The sequence below is a fragment of the Aeromonas sp. QDB63 genome, assembly GCF_027707425.1.
In the GTDB taxonomy this organism is placed as follows: Bacteria; Pseudomonadota; Gammaproteobacteria; order Enterobacterales; family Aeromonadaceae; genus Aeromonas; species Aeromonas caviae.
The window spans coordinates 93,453-109,601 of the sequence record NZ_JAPCIS010000006.1 but is presented as its reverse complement, the minus strand read 5'-3'; the positions used below and the strand labels follow the sequence as shown (position 1 = coordinate 109,601).

The following is a 16,149-nucleotide window of genomic DNA, read 5'->3' as shown; positions in this document are numbered from 1 at the left end:
ACTCAACGGGGTCTTTGATTGGCTTTCTGTTGCTGGACGAAACAAAAACGATAATGACAACAGGGCGACCTGAAGAATGAATGATATGGCTGCCGTAACAGGACAACTGGCAAGACTCAGGGAATCCCTCCAGCAGAAACAGCAGGAGCTTGACGGCATGGCGAGCTTCTCCGATGCCGAACGCACCCGCAGTATCCAGTTCATCGGCAAGTTGATGCAAGCCTGTCGCGGCCACGATCGCGAGCTCGACAACCGGCTCGCCAAGCTCAAGCAGAAACTTGAAGGCAACCCTCCGCTCACCTCCATCGATGCCGATCTGATCGCCATCGAGAAGCTGTTGCAGCAGCACAGCCACACCATGGAAGAGTCCATCAGCCTGACCCGGGCAGCCATCGATCTCGGCAGCAAACAGCTCAAAACCATCAAGGGGTTTCCGGAAGATACCCGCCGCGCCCTCAAGGAGTTTCTCGCCAGCCCGGAGAGTTACGGCATCGGCGATCACCAGAAGAAGGTGATCCGGCTGCTGGAGTTCTACCAGCAGGCGATCAAGATCCAGCTGCTGCCGCGCAAGCCGCTGATCCCCCCTTCGGCGGAGATCCCCACCGAGCTCTCCAGCCCGGCCCCTACCGACTCCTTTGACATCAAGGCACATGCCCAGATTTCAGACGAGTTGCAGCGTCTCATCACCGAGCTCGACTTTGCCGGCGCCGTGGGCGAGAGCCTCGCAGACATCCGCCGCCAGTTGCTCGGGGGCATCACCCCTGCCCTGCTGGCCGAAGTCTGCCTGCAGATCATCGAACTCATCATCGAGGGTACCCGGGAAGAGCGCAAAGCCTCCCAGGCGTTTCTCAGCACCCTGAACGAGAGTCTCTCCTCGGTCCATTACAGCTTTACCGAATCCCTGGATGAAGGGCGGGCGCTGCAAAATGCCGCCCATCTCAGCGGACAGGCGCTGGAGCGGGAACTCGCCGCCATCGATCGCGCCATGGCAGCCCATGACTCGCCACAGATACTCAGGGGCGCCATTTCTGGGCATCTGGACACCATCCGCCGGCTGCAGCAGGAGCGGGAGGAGATGGCCAACCGCGAGCGCCACCTGCTCACCCACCTCTCCAACATGGAAGCCAAGCTCAGGTTGATGAAGGACGAGACCGCCGAGTACAAGAAGCGGCTCAGCATCCAGAAACACAAGCTCTTCCTCGACAGCCTGACCCAGGTACACAACCGGGCGGCCCTGGACGAGCGGCTCGAGCTCGAATACAAACGCTGGCTACGCTATGGCACCCCCCTGTGCCTGGCCATCATCGACATCGACCACTTCAAGCACATCAATGACAATTACGGCCACATGGCCGGCGACAAGGCATTGAAGGTGGTTGCCAAGGCCCTGCAGAACGCCTTGCGCGACACCGACTTCATCGCCCGCTTTGGCGGTGAGGAGTTCGTGGTCCTGCTGCCGAACATCAATCCGGACAAGTACCAGAAGCCGCTGGAGAAGCTGCGTCAGACCATCAAGAGCATCCCGTTCCGCTTTCGCGATGCCAGGGTCGAGATCACCATCTCCATCGGTGCCACCCTGTTTCGGACCGGCGACCATACCACGGATGCGTTCGAGCGCGCCGACAAGGCGCTTTACAGTTCCAAGCACTCCGGCCGGGATCAGGTCAATCTCGCCTGAATCCGCTTTGAGGGGCGGCTAAAAAAGCGGCAAACGCACAGTCCCCCTATTCCCCTGCCCACCCCCTTGCCTCTACTATCGAACCCGAGGGATGCCAAAGCATCCCGTTTTCTCCCCAGGGAAAGCACAACGATAACAAGCGAGTGAAAGGGGAAATTATGATTACACACATCAATCCCGTGGGCAGCATGGACCTGCTGTCCCAGCTCGAGGTGGATCGCCTCAAGCAGACGGCCTCCAGCGATATCTATCAACTGTTTCGCAACTGCTCGCTGGCGGTCCTCAACTCCGGCAGCCATACCGACAGTTCCAAAGAGATACTGGAACGTTTCAAATCCTTCGATATTCACGTGATCCGGCGCGAGCGCGGGGTCAAGCTCGAGCTGTTCAACGCCCCCGAGCACGCCTTCGTCGACGGCGAGATCATCCGCGGCATCCAGGAGCACCTGTTCTCCGTGCTGCGGGACATTCTCTATGTGTCGACCCAGCTCGAGTCCAATCGTCTGGTCAACCTGACCAGCTCCACCCATATCTCCAACGTGGTGTTCGCCATCCTGCGCAACGCCAAGGCGATTCTGCCCGGCGCCGATCCCAACCTGGTGGTCTGCTGGGGCGGCCACTCCATCAACGAGGTGGAATACCAGTACACCCGGGCAGTGGGTAGCGAGCTGGGTCTGCGCGAGCTCAACATCTGTACCGGCTGCGGTCCGGGTGCCATGGAGGGCCCCATGAAGGGGGCCGCCGTCGGCCACGCCAAGCAGCGGGTGCGCAACGGCCGTTACATCGGTCTCACCGAGCCTTCCATCATCGCCGCCGAACCGCCGAACCCCATCGTCAACGAGCTGGTGATCCTGCCGGACATCGAGAAGCGGCTGGAAGCCTTCGTGCGTCTGGGTCACGGCATCATCATCTTCCCGGGCGGGGTCGGCACTGCCGAGGAGCTGCTCTACCTGCTCGGCATCATGATGCACCCGGCCAACGATCGCCAACCCATCCCCATCGTGCTGACCGGCCCGAAAGAGAGCGCCGACTACTTCCGCGCCATCGACGACTTCGTCAAGGCGACCCTGGGGGAAGCCGCCACCAGTCTCTACCGGATCATCATCGGCGATGCGCCCGAGGTGGCCCGCGTGATGAAGGAGGCGATGCCGAAGATCCGCGAATACCGCAAGTCGGTGGGAGATGCCTACTCCTTCAACTGGTCCCTGCGGATCGAGCCCGAGTTCCAGCTGCCGTTCGAGCCGGATCACGCCAGCATGGCCAGCCTGGATCTGCATCGCAACCAGCCACCCCAGCTGCTGGCAGCCAACCTGCGCCGCGCCTTCTCAGGCATCGTCGCAGGCAACGTCAAGGAAGGGGGCATCAGGGCCATCGAGAAGAAGGGTCCCTTCAAGCTGCACGGCGACAAGGAGCTGATGCACCTGATGGACAGGTTGCTGGAAAGCTTCGTCAAGCAGCAGCGCATGAAGCTGCCGGGCAGCCAGTACGTTCCCTGCTACGAGATAGTCAAATAGCCGGGACACCACAATGCACCGGAGGGGCCCATGGGCCCCTCTTTCATTGACTGGTCTTCTACGGGGTTAGCAGGAGACGCCACCATTGTTACAATGGCACTCCCCGACGCCCGGAGTGCCCCATGCCACACCTGCTCATCATCGATGCCCTCAACCTCATCCGCCGACTGCACGCGGTGCAGAGCCAGCAGGGACTGACCCCGGCCCAGGCCCTGCTCGCCACCCGAGCCAACCTCATCAACACCTGCAAGAAGCTCCTGGCAGCCAGCGAGCCGACCCACGCCATCGCGGTCTTTGACGGTGAGGTCCACAGCTGGCGCAAGACGCTCTATCCCCCCTACAAGGAGGGCCGCACCCCCATGCCGGATGAGCTGAGGGAAGGGCTTGCCGACCTGCAGGACGCCTTCTGGGAGTGCGGTGTGGATGCCCTGCTCTCCCAGACCGACGAGGCGGACGATCTCATCGCCACCCTGGCAAGCGGCATTGCCCAGCACGGCGCCAGCGCCACCATCATCTCCACCGACAAGGGGTTCTGCCAGCTCATCTGCCCGCAGATCCGGGTGCGGGATTACTTCAACAAACGCTGGCTGGATGCCGCCTTCGTCCAGCAGCAGTACGGCGTTACACCGACCCAGCTTGTGGACTTCTGGGCCCTGACCGGTATCGGCGGCTCCAACATCAAGGGGGTGCCCGGCATCGGCCCCAAGACCGCCACCCAGTTGCTGCAGCAATACGGGGACCTGGCTGCCATGCTGGAGGCCTGCGAGCGGGAGGAGGCCACCAGACCCCTGCTCAAGCTGCGCCAGCACCGGGAAGAGGCCCTGCTGGCCCAACGCCTGGTCCGGCTGCAGCACGATATCCCGCTCGGGTTCAACCTGCGGGAGATCCGCTACCCTCCCGTCCCTGATGCCGGGGCGTGATCCCCAGCACACCATTTCCCAAGACAGGCCGTACCTGTTGACATAAATGGGTAAAATGTAAAGAAACATGGAGGATGTGGTGCAAAAATGGTATAAAGCCGACGAATCCTCCCCCTCTGTTCCCTAGAAGTGGATACGCCTCATGTCAAAAAGAAAGATTACCGTCATCCCGGGCGACGGCATCGGCCCCAGCATCATCGAATCCGCCATCCAGATCCTGACCCACGCGGGTTGTGACTTCGACTACGAATACGCAGACGCCGGTCTGGTAGCCCTGGAAAAACATGGCGAGCTGCTGCCCCAGGCCACCCTCGACCTGATCGAGAAGAACAAAGTCAGTCTGAAAGGCCCGCTCACCACTCCGGTCGGCGGCGGCTTCACCTCCATCAACGTCTCCCTGCGCAAGAAGTTCAATCTCTACGCCAACGTGCGCCCCGTCCTCTCCTTCAAGGGCACCAAGAGCCGTTACGACAACATCGACATCATCACGGTGCGCGAGAACACCGAAGGCATGTACTCCGGTGCCGGCCAGAAGCGCAGCGATGACAACCAGAGCGCCGAGGCGATGAGCATCATCACCCGGGAAGGGGCCGAGCGCATCGTCACCTTCGCCTTCGAGCTGGCGCGCCAGGAAGGACGCAAGAAGGTCACCATCATCCACAAGGCCAACATCCTCAAGTCCACCTCCGGCCTGTTCCTGGAAGTGGCCCGTCAGGTCGCGACCCGCTACCCGGACATCCAGAACGAGGAGATGATCGTCGACGCCGCCTGCATGAACCTGGTGATGTACCCGGAGCGCTTCGATGTGATGGTCACCACCAACCTGTTCGGCGACATTCTCTCGGATCTCTGTGCCGGTCTGGTGGGGGGGCTGGGCATGGCGCCGGGCGCCAACATCGGTGAAGGGGCCGCCATCTTCGAAGCGGTACACGGCTCTGCGCCGGACATCGCCGGCAAGAACATCGCCAACCCCACCTCGGTGATCCTCGCCTCCATCCAGATGCTGGAATATCTCGGCATGCAGGACAAGGCGGAGCGCATTCGCGAGGCCGTGCGGGCGACCATCGAGTCCGGTGATCGGGTGACCCGTGACCTGGGGGGCACTGCGTCCACCAGCGAATTCACCCAGGCCATCATCGACCGTCTATAAATAGAGTCCAACCATATGATTTTAAAAGGGAGCTTCGGCTCCCTTTGTTTTATGCCAACGCCTCCCTACCTCCCTCGCCAGATGAATACTATGTTGATATGAGGGATAAGGAGATCCACCATGCGTGCTACTTTCATCTTGCTGATCGTCAGCAGCAGTGCCACGGCATTAGACAGGCCAGTCGACAATGCCTGGTTGACGCCGCCTCCCCAGCACGAGGCGCCAGCCAAGCAGACCTGGCAATCCACCCTGGATACCAACGATCTGCTCAAACAGCCCAAGCCGCTCTCTCTGGGGGTGGATATCACCACCGACAGCAACGGCAATCGGCAGATCACCCCCTATCAGAAGCTGAACCTCACGGCAGAGAAGAGCGTCAGCCTCTCCTTCGAAAAGCAAAAGCCCAGGATCAAGTTCAACGCTGGCGGCATCAACACCTCGGTCAAGCTTCGCGGGGATGGCGTCAAGATGCAGTTCAACCCCAGTGACAAGACCATTCCCCTGCAAATTGAGCTGAAGATCACCGACGACGAGTCCATGATGCGTCTGGACTACCGATTCTGATGACCCAGACACAACAAAACCGGACGTCGCCGTCCGGTTTTTTCATGCCCTGTTCCCGATGCTGCTTCAGGACTTGGGTGCCAGCTTGGAGACCCAGAACTTGTTGTAGACGTGCACCGTGATCTCTTCGCGATCGTGATAGAGCTGCTTGGCCTGAATGATGAAGCCGCTGTCGATCTCCGCCAGCAGTCCGCGCAGCACCTCGATGTTGTGCACCGCCTCGGCATAGCGCTTCTTCATCGGCAGCTTGAGGTTGAACATGGCTTCCTGACAGTCGTTCTCCCTGAACCAGTCGGCCACCATGTGGGTCACTCGCGCAGGCTTGTCCACCATGTCGCACACCAGCCAGTAGGTATTCTTCTTGCTCGGCCGCCACACGAAACCATCGTCACGGATGTGCTTCACCTGACCTGTGTCCATCAGGGATTGGGCCATCATGCCGTTGTCCACCGCCGTCACCATCATGCCGCGACGCACCAGCTGATAGGTCCAGCCACCCGGGCAGGCGCCGAGATCCACAGCCTTCAGGCCGGAGCACAGGCGCAAGTCCCACTCTTCCTTCGGCACGAAGACGTAGAACGCCTCTTCCAGCTTGAGGCTGGAGCGGCTCGGGGCATCGGCCGGGAAGCGCAGGCGCGGGATCCCCATGTGGAAGGCAGAGTTGTTGAAGGAGTAGGAGTACCCCAGCATCAGGTGGTCATTGGCCAGGAAGAAGGCGTGGAACACGGGACGGTTCGGGGTCTCCTTCTTGGTCAGGATCTCGTTGCTGCGCAGCGCCTGGCGAAGCGGCACGGTGAACTTGCGGCAAAAGGCGGAGAGCTCCTTCGCCTCGTTGGTATCGGCCGTCTCCACCCGCAGATCACCGCAAATGGCGTAACCGCTCGCCGCCTCCAAGATGGGAGAGACCCGATCGCTTATCTCCAGATCTTTCAGCTCGTGGGTCACCACCAGCATCTGGCGAATGAAGATGAGCTCGCGGAACGGCAGCTTGCGCGCCAGCAGATCGGCCTGCTCCTCGTCATACAACTCGAAGATCACATAGCCGCTGTCGTCCTTGACCCGGGCAAAGCCGTAGCACTGCATGTTGCCGGCACGCTCGGTGATCTCTGCCGCCGCCTCTTTCTCAAAACCCGGGCGGCAATAAAGCAGCAGATTATTCATTCTTTCCTCCAAGACGACAGCCGGCCCACATCAGAGCCGCCCATCCCAACATAAAACAGAGGCCACCGGCCGGGGTGATGAGCCCCAACCCCTTGCTGCCAAGCAGCACCATGGCGTAAATACTGCCGGAGAATCCCAGGATCCCCAGCACAAAGACGGCGCCCGCGAAGGTGATCACCTTGCCGCGCACGCCGCACAACCCCAGCACCAGCAGGGCCAGGGCGTGGAAAAACTGGTATTGCACGGCGGTGTTGAACGCCGCCAGCAACGAAGGAGCAATGCCGGTCGCCGCCAGCCCATGAGCGCCGTAGGCCCCGAGCATGGTGGCCGTCAGGCCGAAGAAGCCCGCCAGCACCAGCCAATGTCGTTGGATCTGCATCTTCTCTCCTTGCACGCTTCTTCTCTCGACCCGCTCGAGATGGTCAGGAGCGGCCCACCGCCGCGATAAAACCCTTGATCCGCTCCGCGGCCAGGCGCAGGTTCTCCTGCTCGCTCATGCCGCTCGCCTTTCTCGGTTTGAAACCATGATCCCCGTCGGTCAGCCAGTGGACCGATACGGCGGGTGAGAAGGGGAAATCGGCCAGCTCGGCGCGGGAACCGAAGGTATCGCGCTCCCCCTGCAGCAGCAGCGTGGGCGTCGTGATCTGCTTGAGCACCTCGCCCCGCCATGCGTCGGGCTTGGCCGGGGGGTGGAAAGGATACCCGAGAACGATCAATCCTGCAGCATCCATCTCGTCGCCCCCCTCGCAAAACAGCTCGGCCGCCATCCTTCCCCCCATGGACTTGCCCGCCAGAAACAGCCGGGGATGGGCAAACTGGCGCACCATCTCGCGCCAGTGAGCCAGCAGCACGGGTTGTCTGTCCGGCGGCCTGCGTTTGCCGTCCTGAGCCCGTTTGGTCATGTAGGGGAAGTTGAAGCGCACCACCTCGATCTCCGGCCCCGCCAGCAGTCGCGACAACTCGGCCAGGAAGCTGTGCTCCATGCCCGCCCCCGCGCCGTGGGCCAGCAGAATGCGAACGGGGGCGTCACTCGCCCCCTCTCTTGTCAGGTCAGTCACCAGGTCAACTCCTCAGGCATCGGCAAGGCGGGCACGCCTGCGGGCCTCTTCCTGCTCCACCAGTTCCAGCATCCAGTCACGGAAGGCCACTATCTTGCCCTGATCGGACTGCTGCTCCTGACACACCAGATAGAAAGCGTTCTTGCTCACCAGCACCTGCTCGAACGGGCAGATGAGACGACCCGCCTCGATCTCCGGCTGGGCCAGCACGCTGTGGCCGAGCGCCACCCCCTGACCGTGGATCGCCGCCTGGATCACCATGGTGGAGTGGCTGAAGATGGGCCCCTGATTGACATTGGGGGCATCGATGTCGAGCTGGCGGAACCAGGCCTTCCAGTCGCGCCGGGAGGTGTCGTGCAGCAGGGTGTGACGGATCAGATCGTCCGGGGTGCGCAGGGGCTTGGGGCCGGTCAGCAACAGGGGCGAGCAGACCGGGATCAGGTACTCGGTGTGCAGCTTGTCCGAACGAAGACCCGGCCAGTTGCCGCGGCCGTAGTAGATGGCCACGTCCACGTCGTCGGTCAGCGACCCCTCGTCCATGTCCACCGCCTTGATCCGCACATCGATGTCCGGGTGGCGTTCGCTGAACTTGACCAGGCGGGGCACCAGCCACTGGATGGCGAAGCTCGGCTGCAGGGAGACGGTGAGCGCCCCCTTGGCGCTGCGGGCCAGCAGCTTGTCGGTCGCCTCGGAGATGGAGGCGAAGATGTCCTTGATGTCGAGGAAGTAGCTCTGCCCCTCCTCGGTCAGTAGCAGGGAGCGATTCTTGCGGCGAAACAGCTTGATGCCGAGATACTCCTCCAGCGCCTTGATCTGGTGGCTGATGGCTGCCTGGGTCACGAACAGCTCTTCTGCTGCGCGGGTAAAGCTCAAGTGACGAGCCGCTGCTTCAAACGCTTTCAGTGCATTGAGCGGAGGTAAACGACGAGACATGGAATCGGCCGACGATGAATTTTTCTAATGGGGCGCATTATAAATTGTCGGTTGCGGGTCGACCAGTGAATAAACATAATTCGCCACGCAATTCGTTGTCATATGGCTCACACCTTCTCTTCCATGTTGGTTTACATGTGGTTTTTGTGAGTGAGTCGACAGTGATTGTGGTGTTGTGTTTCTTCCTCTGCGGGAAGAAGGGCTAAATCAGGTCGATTTAACCCAGTCTGTCATCTGAATGTGTTTGGCGCCTCCGGTTGGATGGCGCCTTTTTTCTTATCCTCCCCTACACCCGGAACTGGCCCACCAGTTGCTGCTGCTTGTCCGCCAGTTGCGACAGCTCGCGCCCGTTGTCAGCGGAGGTCGCCGCTTCCACCCGAATGGTATGGCTCACATCGCGAATGTTGCTGACGTTGCGATTGATCTCGTCCGCCACTCCGCTCTGCTCCTGCGCGGCCCTCGCGATCTGCTCGTTCATCTGGTGGATGGTGCCGACAGCCTGGATGATCTGCTCCAGCACGCTGACCGACTGCTCCACCTTGGTGAGGGTCAGATCCGCCTGGTGATGACCGGTCAGGATCGCCTTCACCACCGCCTCCGTCCCCGACTGCAACTGGCCGATGAGGTTCTGGATCTCGACGATGGCGTTCTGGGTTCGGCCCGCCAGGTTGCGCACCTCGTCGGCGACCACCGCAAAACCGCGCCCCTGCTCACCGGCTCGGGCCGCCTCGATGGCCGCGTTCAGGGCAAGCAGGTTGGTCTGCTCGGCAATCCCCTGGATCACCACCAGGATGTCGTTGATGTTGTCGCTGTTGGCGGAGAGGTGTTCCACCACTGGTTTGGCGTCGCTTATCACCGTCATCAGTCTGGACATGGCCTCCTGGGTCTGCGCCACCACGGACTTGCCCTCCTGAGCCGCCGTGTCGGCCTCATCGGCCGCCGCCACCGCCGCATTGGCATTGCCGGCGACCTGCAGGGCGGTAGCGCTCAACTCTTCAAACGCGGTCGCCACCAGATCCACCTCCTGATACTGGGACTGCATGCCGGCGCTGGTACGGGCTGCCCCTTGCGCCGCCAGGGCCGCACTGGCCCGAGTGCCCGCAACGGTGTCGATCACCTGGCTGATGGTGGATTGCAGTTTGTCCAGGAAGTTGTTGAACCACTTGGCCAGCTCGCCTATCTCGTCATCCCTGCGCAGATCGATGCGCTGGGTGAGATCCCCCTCCCCGCTGGCGATGTCCTTGAGGCGTGCCACCACGGCACGGATGGGCGCCACGATGCGCTGGGCCATCAGCCAGATGCAGAGCAGGGCGAGCGCCGAAATCCCGCCACCTATCGTGAGCTGGGTGGCCACGATGCGCTGGGCCTGATCCTCAAGCTCCCCTTGCAGTTGCAGGGCCGAGGCGAGCACCACGGCGCGGGGCAGCTCGATATAGGTGCCCCACTTGCGATCCGTACCGCGCATGCTGACCGGCACGAAGGTCTGCAACAGTGCGCCATCCGGGCTCCAGCGCGTCACCACATCTCCCTTGGTCAGCCACCCCTTGAGATCCTGCGCCAGCCCTTGCTGCTCCAGCAGATTGCCAAGGGCGACGGGGAACCCTTCCACGCCGGCCACCCGCCCTTCACTGCTGAGCAGAAGCACCTTGCCCTGCCCCTTGTAGAGGGTCCGGCCCATCTCTTCCACCAGGCTCTGCAGGGTCCCCAGGGAGATGTCGACCCCCACCATGCCAAGCAGGGAGCCCTGGTCCAGCAGCGGCACGGTTACCGAGGTCATCAACACCTGCTGGGTCCCCACCTCGTCCACATAGGGTTCGAGCAGACAGAGCGCCTTGCTGCGGATGCTGCAACTGTACCAGTCGTTCTCAAGGCCGCCGTGTCCGGAGGGCTTGTCGTTGGCCAGTATCGCCTCGTCCATCACCTCCAGGGTCACCTTGCCATCGACCCTGGCCCAATAGCTGGAGAAACGCCCCTTGTCGTTGGCCCCGAGCGCCGTCGACCCCTGATAGTTGTCATCCTCCCCGTCGAGCTGGTTGGGTTCGAATACCGCATAGACACCGAGCAGGTTCGCTGACGACTCCGCCGCATCCTGCAACTGCTGGTTGACGGCATTGCGCAGCGCCTCGGAGTGAACGAAGTTGTCGGCCGCGTTCTTGCGCTGGAACAAGATACCCTCGGCAAGCAGGGTCGCCCTGAAGTAAGCCTCATCGAGGTAGCTGGTCACCCGGGCTGCCTGGGTCGCTCCCATGGCCTGCATCCAGTTTTCTGCCGCGTGCTGCCCCTCCAGGGTGGTGGAGGTGAGCACCTGCTCCTGCATGCGGGCCGCGTTGAAAAGAGAAGAAGCCACCAGCGCGACGGCACTGGCCAGCAGACAGCAACCGGCGATCAGGGTGATCCGTCCCTGAACAGAAAGAGAACTCATGCCACTATTTCCTAACGTCTACAGATGTGAACACTGTATCGGTTTTGGATACAAAAACTTAACTAAATCAGCAGAAATCCAGGCTTAATTGATTGATTTCACCCGCTCCGGGCAAACCAACGACCAGACCGAGCAGGCGAATGGGCTTTCCTTGAGCCCGTTGCAGTCCCTCGTGCAGCAGATCGTGGAAGCGGGCCGCCTGATAACTCCCCTTGCGATAAACGGTGGTCTGGTGAAAATCGGCAAACTTCAGCTTGATCCCCTGCCCCATCAGCATCTCCGCAGGGCAGGCCTTGGCAAAACGCTGCTCCAGCTCGGGAATGAGCCGGCTAAGCACCTGCCAGCAGGCGTCCTCGTCCAGCACGTCGCTGGCGAGCGTCGTCTCCACACCGATGCTCTTGCGCACCCGCCTGGCCTGCACCGGCTGATCGTCATGCCCCCAGATGCGGCCGGCCAGCATCTCCCCGAGCTTGCCGAAACGGGCGATCAGCTCCTCGTTGCCGAGCTGGCGGGCATCTTCGCACGAATACAGCCCGAGGGACTCCAGCCGCTCTGCCGTCTTGCGGCCGATGCCGGGCAACTTGCCAAGAGGGAGCTGACGCACGAACTCGTCCACCTCCTGGGGGCGGATGACGAACAGGCCGTCAGGCTTGCGCTGCTCCGAGGCGAGCTTGGCCAGAAACTTGTTCGGCGCCACACCGGCCGAGGCAGTCAACCCAAGCTCGGCGCTGATGGCGGCGCGGATCTCCGCCGCCATCATGGTGGCGCTGCCACCGCAGCGGGGACTCTGGGTCACGTCGAGATAGGCTTCATCGAGGGAGAGCGGCTCCACCTGCTCGGTGTAGCGCAGGAAGATGGCGCGCAACTGGCGCGAAGTTTCTTTGTAGACGGCCATCCGCCCGGGGATCAGCACCAATGGCGGACAAAGCTTTCTGGCCAGGGCGCTCGGCATGGCGGAGCGCACCCCGAAGCGGCGCGCCACGTAGTTGCAGGTGGAGATGACCCCGCGTCGGTCGGCGGCGCCACCAATGGCGAGCGGCACCTCCCTGAGGGCCGGGTTGTCCCGCATCTCCACCGCGGCGAAGAAGCAGTCCATGTCGATGTGAATGATCTTGCGCATGGCCGTGTCTGTTGCTGTGTCGACAGCCTCCCGAACAGATCATAGGGATAGACCCTGGGCATCCGGCGAGGAGGCGTGTCGAACGACAAAAATACTGTATGAATAACCAGTTGAACGTTCCATGCTACCCCAAGCCTGTCATTTCTGCCAGTCTGCGCGCGGGCGCGGCGGCATAGACTCTCAAGGCCACATCCACACGAGACTCAAGGAGGAGAAGCATGAGCATCATCCGGGCGGGGCTCTGCCTGCTGCTGTTGCCGCTAGCGACCATGGCCAAGGATCACCCGACAGCCGAATGCAGCTGGCTGTACAAGCGCATCGAGATACTGGAAACCGCCATCAGGCAGGGGGATGAACTGGGCACTAGGGAAGAGCTGGCAAAGCGAAAGAAAGAGTTCAAGGCAAAGGCATGCAGCCAATATGACTACTGACCCCATGCCACATATAAAAACGAGCCGACCCAGGGGTCGGCTCGTTTCGTTGCAAGGCTGCCTTCAGAGCGATATCCGCCGTTAGATGATGCGGTTGTCCACCAGCATCTTGCGACGGGCCTCTTCCTTGGCCATCTTCTTCTTGCGGTTGTCACAAGGCTCGGGGCAGTCGCACTCCTTCTCGATCCCGATGGAACCCAGGCCGCCACAGGAGCCGGAGATGGACTTGCGCTGGAAAATGTAGCCGATGGCCATGGCCACCACGACCATCAGAAACACCCCGAAGGTGATCAGAAAGATCTGCATGTAGTTACCCCTTACTTCTTGACCAGATATGGTTTGAAGGCATCCGAATAGGCCTCTTCGAACCCGTCATCCGTCTTGGTGATGGTGAAGATGGCCAGCCCCCGTTCCTTGGCATAGGCCAGGCTCTTCTCCGGCCCCATGACCATGAACACGGTCGCCAACCCGTCTGCAGTCATGCAGGAGGGGTGGATGACGGTCACCGACACCAGGCGGTGCTGGATGGGCTTGCCCGTCAGCGGATCCATGGTGTGGGAGAAGCGCTTGCCGTCCAGCTCGTAATAGTTGCGGTACTCGCCCGAGGTGGCCACCCCGTTGTCACCGGGAAGGATCACCTCCTGTACGGAACCGGCATTGACGGTCGGCTTCTCGATGGCGACACGCCAGGGATGCCCCTTGCCGTTGACGCCGTTGATGCGCAGCTCGCCGCCGATCTCCACCAGATAGTTGCGCGCCCCCTGGGACTCCAGGTACTCGGCCACCTTGTCCACGCCAAACCCCTTGGCAATGGCGGAGAGATCCACGTAGAGGTCCGGGATGTCCTTTTGCAGAGTATCGGCATCGGCAGAGGTTATCACATGCAGATTGCCAAGGCCCGTCTTCTGCCGGGTCTGGGCGATCAGCTCGTCGGACGGCACCTTGGTCGGTCTGGCATCCGGCCCAAAGCCCCACAGATTGACCAGCGGACCGACGGTGACATCCAGCGCCCCACGGCTCTCGCGGCCAATGTGAATGGCCTCGGTCACCACCCGCGCGGTATCGCGGGAAACCACCACAGGAGTATTGCTCTTGTGCTGGTTGAAGCGTGACAGCTCGGAATCCGGGCGATAGGTCGACATCTGATCGTTGACCCGCTCCAGCAAGACGTCGACCTCGGCTTGCAGCCTGGCGGCATCCTGAACGGCGCTATCTGCCACCTTAATGGAGTAGTAGGTACCCATGGTGCTGCCGGTGATGTGGATCTCCGGCTTCGATTGGACCGTTTCCTGACCGCACCCAGTCAAGAAAAAGGCTAGCCCGAAGGCTAGCCAGGTCTTTACAACGCTGTGCATGGATTAACCACCGAAGTCATCCAGCAGGATGTTCTCGTCTTCAACACCGAGGTTCTTCAGCATGTTGATGACGGCGGCGTTCATCACGGGAGGCCCGCACATGTAGAACTCGCAATCCTCAGGCGCCTCGTGGTTCTTGAGGTAGTTCTCGAACAACACGTTGTGGATGAAGCCGGTGTAGCCATCCCAGTTGTCTTCCGGTTGCGGATCGGACAGGGCGACGTGCCACTGGAAGTTGTCGTTCTCGGCCTGCAGCATGTCGAAGTCTTCGACATAGAACATCTCGCGCTTGGAACGGGCACCGTACCAGAAGCTCATCTTGCGCTTGGTCTTCAGACGGCGCAGCTGGTCGAAGATGTGGGAGCGCATCGGCGCCATACCCGCACCACCACCGACGAACACCATTTCGGCGTCGGTGTCCTTGGCAAAGAACTCGCCGAACGGACCGGAGATGGTCACCTTGTCACCAGCCTTCAGGCTGAAGATGTAGGAAGACATCTGGCCGGGAGGGGCAGTCCAGTTGCTGGGCGGCGGAGTCGCGATCCGCACGTTCAGCATGATGATGCCGAACTCTTCCGGATAGTTCGCCATGGAGTAGGCACGGATGATCGGCTCGTTGACCTTGGACTCCAGCTCGAAGATCTTGAAGCGATCCCAGTCGCCACGATACTCCTCGGGAATATCAAAGTTCTTGTACTGCACGTGGTGGGCAGGCGCTTCGATCTGGATATAACCACCGGCACGGAACGGCACGCTCTCGCCATCGGGGATCTGCAGCTTGAGCTCCTTGATGAAGGTGGCCTTGTTGTCATTGGAGATGACGGTACAGTCCCACTTCTTCACGCCGAAGATCTCTTCCGGCAGCTCGATGTCCATGTCGGAACGCACGGTGACCTGGCAGGCCAGACGCTCCCCATGACGGGCTTCGCCCTTGCTGATGTGATCCAGCTCGGTCGGCAGGATGTCGCCGCCGCCGGATTTCACACGCACCTTGCACTGACCACAGGAGCCGCCGCCGCCACAGGCGGAGGAGACGAAGATACCACTGCCGGCGAGCACGCCAAGCAGCTTGCCACCCGCCGGGCTGGTCACAGCCTTGGCCGGGTCGCCGTTGATGCTGATTGTCACGTCACCGGCGGTCACCAGCTTGGACTTGGCGAACAGAATGACTGCCACCAAGGCCAGCAGGATCACGGTGAACATGACCACACCCAGAATAATTTCCATCTATATTTCCTTTCCGATTACAGGGAAATACCAGAGAAGGACATGAAGCCCAGCGCCATCAGACCCGCGGTGATGAAGGTGATGCCGAGGCCGCGCAGGCCTTCCGGAACATCGGAATATTTCATCTTCTCGCGGATCCCTGCCATCGCGACGATAGCCAGCATCCAGCCTGCACCCGAACCCACGCCATAGACCACGGACTCAACGAAGTTGTAGTCACGCTGCACCATGAAGGAGACGCCGCCGAAGATGGCGCAGTTCACGGTGATGAGCGGCAGGAAGATACCGAGGGCGTTGTAGAGGGCCGGGAAGTACTTGTCCAGCGCCATCTCCAGGATCTGCACCAGGGCCGCGATCACCCCGATGAAGGTGATGAAGCTCAGGAAGCTCAGATCCAGACCGGATACCAGGGCACCGTCTTTGAGCACGTAGTTGTAGATCAGGTTGTTGGCCGGGACGGCAACGGTCTGAACCACGATAACGGCAATCCCCAGACCCATGGCGGTCTTGACCTTCTTGGACACCGCCAGGAAGGTACACATCCCCAGGAAGAAGGAGAGCGCCAGGTTCTCGATGAAGATCGAGCGAATCAACAGACTGATATAGTGTTCCATAC

Annotated in this window: 16 protein-coding genes; 6 read left to right on the top strand and 10 right to left on the bottom strand. The window is 61.1% G+C overall.

The window, feature by feature from the left end; genetic code table 11:
* The first annotated feature begins 76 nt into the window (after window positions 1-76).
* The 5 genes from PG879_RS06510 to PG879_RS06490 all read left to right on the top strand — a co-directional run bounded on the left by PG879_RS06510 (window position 77) and on the right by PG879_RS06490 (window position 5,826).
* A complete protein-coding gene (locus PG879_RS06510; protein WP_210601684.1) occupies window positions 77-1,678 on the top strand; it encodes a GGDEF domain-containing protein in 1,602 nt (533 codons plus the stop codon).
* A 158-nt stretch (window positions 1,679-1,836) separates the two neighbouring features.
* The gene (ppnN, locus tag PG879_RS06505) at window positions 1,837-3,192 is read left to right on the top strand and encodes a nucleotide 5'-monophosphate nucleosidase PpnN (RefSeq protein WP_010673382.1); all 1,356 of its coding nucleotides are present in this window, start codon (window positions 1,837-1,839) and stop codon (window positions 3,190-3,192) included.
* A gap of 122 nt (window positions 3,193-3,314) precedes the next feature.
* Window positions 3,315-4,112 (top strand): flap endonuclease Xni, encoded by a 798-nt coding sequence (gene xni, locus PG879_RS06500; RefSeq protein ID WP_042015872.1) that lies wholly within the window; start codon window positions 3,315-3,317, stop codon window positions 4,110-4,112.
* Window positions 4,113-4,254: 142 nt separating this feature from the next.
* Window positions 4,255-5,262, top strand: a complete 1,008-nt coding sequence (locus PG879_RS06495) for an isocitrate dehydrogenase (RefSeq protein ID WP_210601685.1) — start codon at window positions 4,255-4,257, stop codon at window positions 5,260-5,262.
* 120 nt (window positions 5,263-5,382) lie between these two features.
* Window positions 5,383-5,826, top strand: a complete 444-nt coding sequence (locus PG879_RS06490) for a hypothetical protein (protein WP_010673379.1) — start codon at window positions 5,383-5,385, stop codon at window positions 5,824-5,826.
* 66 nt (window positions 5,827-5,892) lie between these two features.
* On the opposite strand, the gene rlmM is transcribed toward PG879_RS06490, so the two are convergent.
* The 6 genes from rlmM to dinB all read right to left on the bottom strand — a co-directional run bounded on the left by rlmM (window position 5,893) and on the right by dinB (window position 12,520).
* Window positions 5,893-6,987 (bottom strand): 23S rRNA (cytidine(2498)-2'-O)-methyltransferase RlmM, encoded by a 1,095-nt coding sequence (gene rlmM / locus PG879_RS06485; RefSeq protein WP_041211280.1) that lies wholly within the window; start codon window positions 6,985-6,987, stop codon window positions 5,893-5,895.
* The gene (locus tag PG879_RS06480; protein WP_010673377.1) at window positions 6,980-7,366 is read right to left on the bottom strand and encodes a DUF423 domain-containing protein; all 387 of its coding nucleotides are present in this window, start codon (window positions 7,364-7,366) and stop codon (window positions 6,980-6,982) included. Before PG879_RS06480 ends, rlmM begins: the two co-directional genes overlap by 8 nt.
* Window positions 7,367-7,409: 43 nt before the next feature.
* Complete coding sequence (locus PG879_RS06475) at window positions 7,410-8,045, bottom strand: alpha/beta fold hydrolase (RefSeq protein ID WP_042015876.1); 636 nt, start codon at window positions 8,043-8,045, stop codon at window positions 7,410-7,412.
* Window positions 8,046-8,057: 12 nt separating this feature from the next.
* A complete protein-coding gene (locus PG879_RS06470) occupies window positions 8,058-8,978 on the bottom strand; it encodes a transcriptional regulator GcvA (RefSeq protein WP_052816326.1) in 921 nt (306 codons plus the stop codon).
* A gap of 286 nt (window positions 8,979-9,264) precedes the next feature.
* Window positions 9,265-11,400, bottom strand: a complete 2,136-nt coding sequence (locus PG879_RS06465; RefSeq protein ID WP_270829923.1) for a methyl-accepting chemotaxis protein — start codon at window positions 11,398-11,400, stop codon at window positions 9,265-9,267.
* 67 nt (window positions 11,401-11,467) lie between these two features.
* Window positions 11,468-12,520: a DNA polymerase IV gene (dinB, locus tag PG879_RS06460; protein WP_119197399.1), complete on the bottom strand. Its 1,053-nt coding sequence runs from the start codon at window positions 12,518-12,520 to the stop codon at window positions 11,468-11,470.
* Window positions 12,521-12,738: 218 nt separating this feature from the next.
* Here dinB and PG879_RS06455 point away from each other — a divergent pair, with 218 nt between their 5' ends.
* A complete protein-coding gene (locus tag PG879_RS06455) occupies window positions 12,739-12,951 on the top strand; it encodes a hypothetical protein (RefSeq protein WP_039040708.1) in 213 nt (70 codons plus the stop codon).
* Between the two features lie 81 nt (window positions 12,952-13,032).
* Here PG879_RS06455 and nqrM read toward each other — a convergent pair whose 3' ends face one another.
* From nqrM to nqrE, 4 genes are read right to left on the bottom strand one after another with little or no spacing between them, the layout of a single operon-like run.
* Window positions 13,033-13,257 (bottom strand): (Na+)-NQR maturation NqrM, encoded by a 225-nt coding sequence (gene nqrM / locus PG879_RS06450; protein WP_010673371.1) that lies wholly within the window; start codon window positions 13,255-13,257, stop codon window positions 13,033-13,035.
* A gap of 11 nt (window positions 13,258-13,268) precedes the next feature.
* Entirely contained in the window at window positions 13,269-14,306 is a 1,038-nt protein-coding gene (locus PG879_RS06445) for an FAD:protein FMN transferase (RefSeq protein WP_029313924.1), read from the bottom strand.
* A 3-nt stretch (window positions 14,307-14,309) separates the two neighbouring features.
* Entirely contained in the window at window positions 14,310-15,533 is a 1,224-nt protein-coding gene (nqrF, locus tag PG879_RS06440; protein WP_010673369.1) for an NADH:ubiquinone reductase (Na(+)-transporting) subunit F, read from the bottom strand.
* A 17-nt stretch (window positions 15,534-15,550) separates the two neighbouring features.
* Window positions 15,551-16,147 carry an NADH:ubiquinone reductase (Na(+)-transporting) subunit E gene (gene nqrE / locus PG879_RS06435; protein ID WP_005303538.1) on the bottom strand — a complete coding sequence of 199 codons (597 nt, stop codon included), beginning with the start codon at window positions 16,145-16,147 and terminating at the stop codon, window positions 15,551-15,553.
* Window positions 16,148-16,149 lie beyond the last annotated feature (2 nt).

What these genes read in the sequence shown, in the direction of transcription:
- PG879_RS06510 (WP_210601684.1), top strand. Translation starts at nt 77, where the DNA reads ATGAATGATATGGCTGCCGTAACAGGACAACTGGCAAGACTCAGGGAA.
- ppnN (WP_010673382.1), top strand. Translation starts at nt 1,837, where the DNA reads ATGATTACACACATCAATCCCGTGGGCAGCATGGACCTGCTGTCCCAG.
- xni (WP_042015872.1), top strand. Translation starts at nt 3,315, where the DNA reads ATGCCACACCTGCTCATCATCGATGCCCTCAACCTCATCCGCCGACTG.
- PG879_RS06495 (WP_210601685.1), top strand. Translation starts at nt 4,255, where the DNA reads ATGTCAAAAAGAAAGATTACCGTCATCCCGGGCGACGGCATCGGCCCC.
- PG879_RS06490 (WP_010673379.1), top strand. Translation starts at nt 5,383, where the DNA reads ATGCGTGCTACTTTCATCTTGCTGATCGTCAGCAGCAGTGCCACGGCA.
- rlmM (WP_041211280.1), bottom strand. Translation starts at nt 6,987, where the DNA reads ATGAATAATCTGCTGCTTTATTGCCGCCCGGGTTTTGAGAAAGAGGCG.
- PG879_RS06480 (WP_010673377.1), bottom strand. Translation starts at nt 7,366, where the DNA reads ATGCAGATCCAACGACATTGGCTGGTGCTGGCGGGCTTCTTCGGCCTG.
- PG879_RS06470 (WP_052816326.1), bottom strand. Translation starts at nt 8,978, where the DNA reads ATGTCTCGTCGTTTACCTCCGCTCAATGCACTGAAAGCGTTTGAAGCA.
- PG879_RS06465 (WP_270829923.1), bottom strand. Translation starts at nt 11,400, where the DNA reads ATGAGTTCTCTTTCTGTTCAGGGACGGATCACCCTGATCGCCGGTTGC.
- dinB (WP_119197399.1), bottom strand. Translation starts at nt 12,520, where the DNA reads ATGCGCAAGATCATTCACATCGACATGGACTGCTTCTTCGCCGCGGTG.
- PG879_RS06455 (WP_039040708.1), top strand. Translation starts at nt 12,739, where the DNA reads ATGAGCATCATCCGGGCGGGGCTCTGCCTGCTGCTGTTGCCGCTAGCG.
- nqrM (WP_010673371.1), bottom strand. Translation starts at nt 13,257, where the DNA reads ATGCAGATCTTTCTGATCACCTTCGGGGTGTTTCTGATGGTCGTGGTG.
- PG879_RS06445 (WP_029313924.1), bottom strand. Translation starts at nt 14,306, where the DNA reads ATGCACAGCGTTGTAAAGACCTGGCTAGCCTTCGGGCTAGCCTTTTTC.
- nqrF (WP_010673369.1), bottom strand. Translation starts at nt 15,533, where the DNA reads ATGGAAATTATTCTGGGTGTGGTCATGTTCACCGTGATCCTGCTGGCC.
- nqrE (WP_005303538.1), bottom strand. Translation starts at nt 16,147, where the DNA reads ATGGAACACTATATCAGTCTGTTGATTCGCTCGATCTTCATCGAGAAC.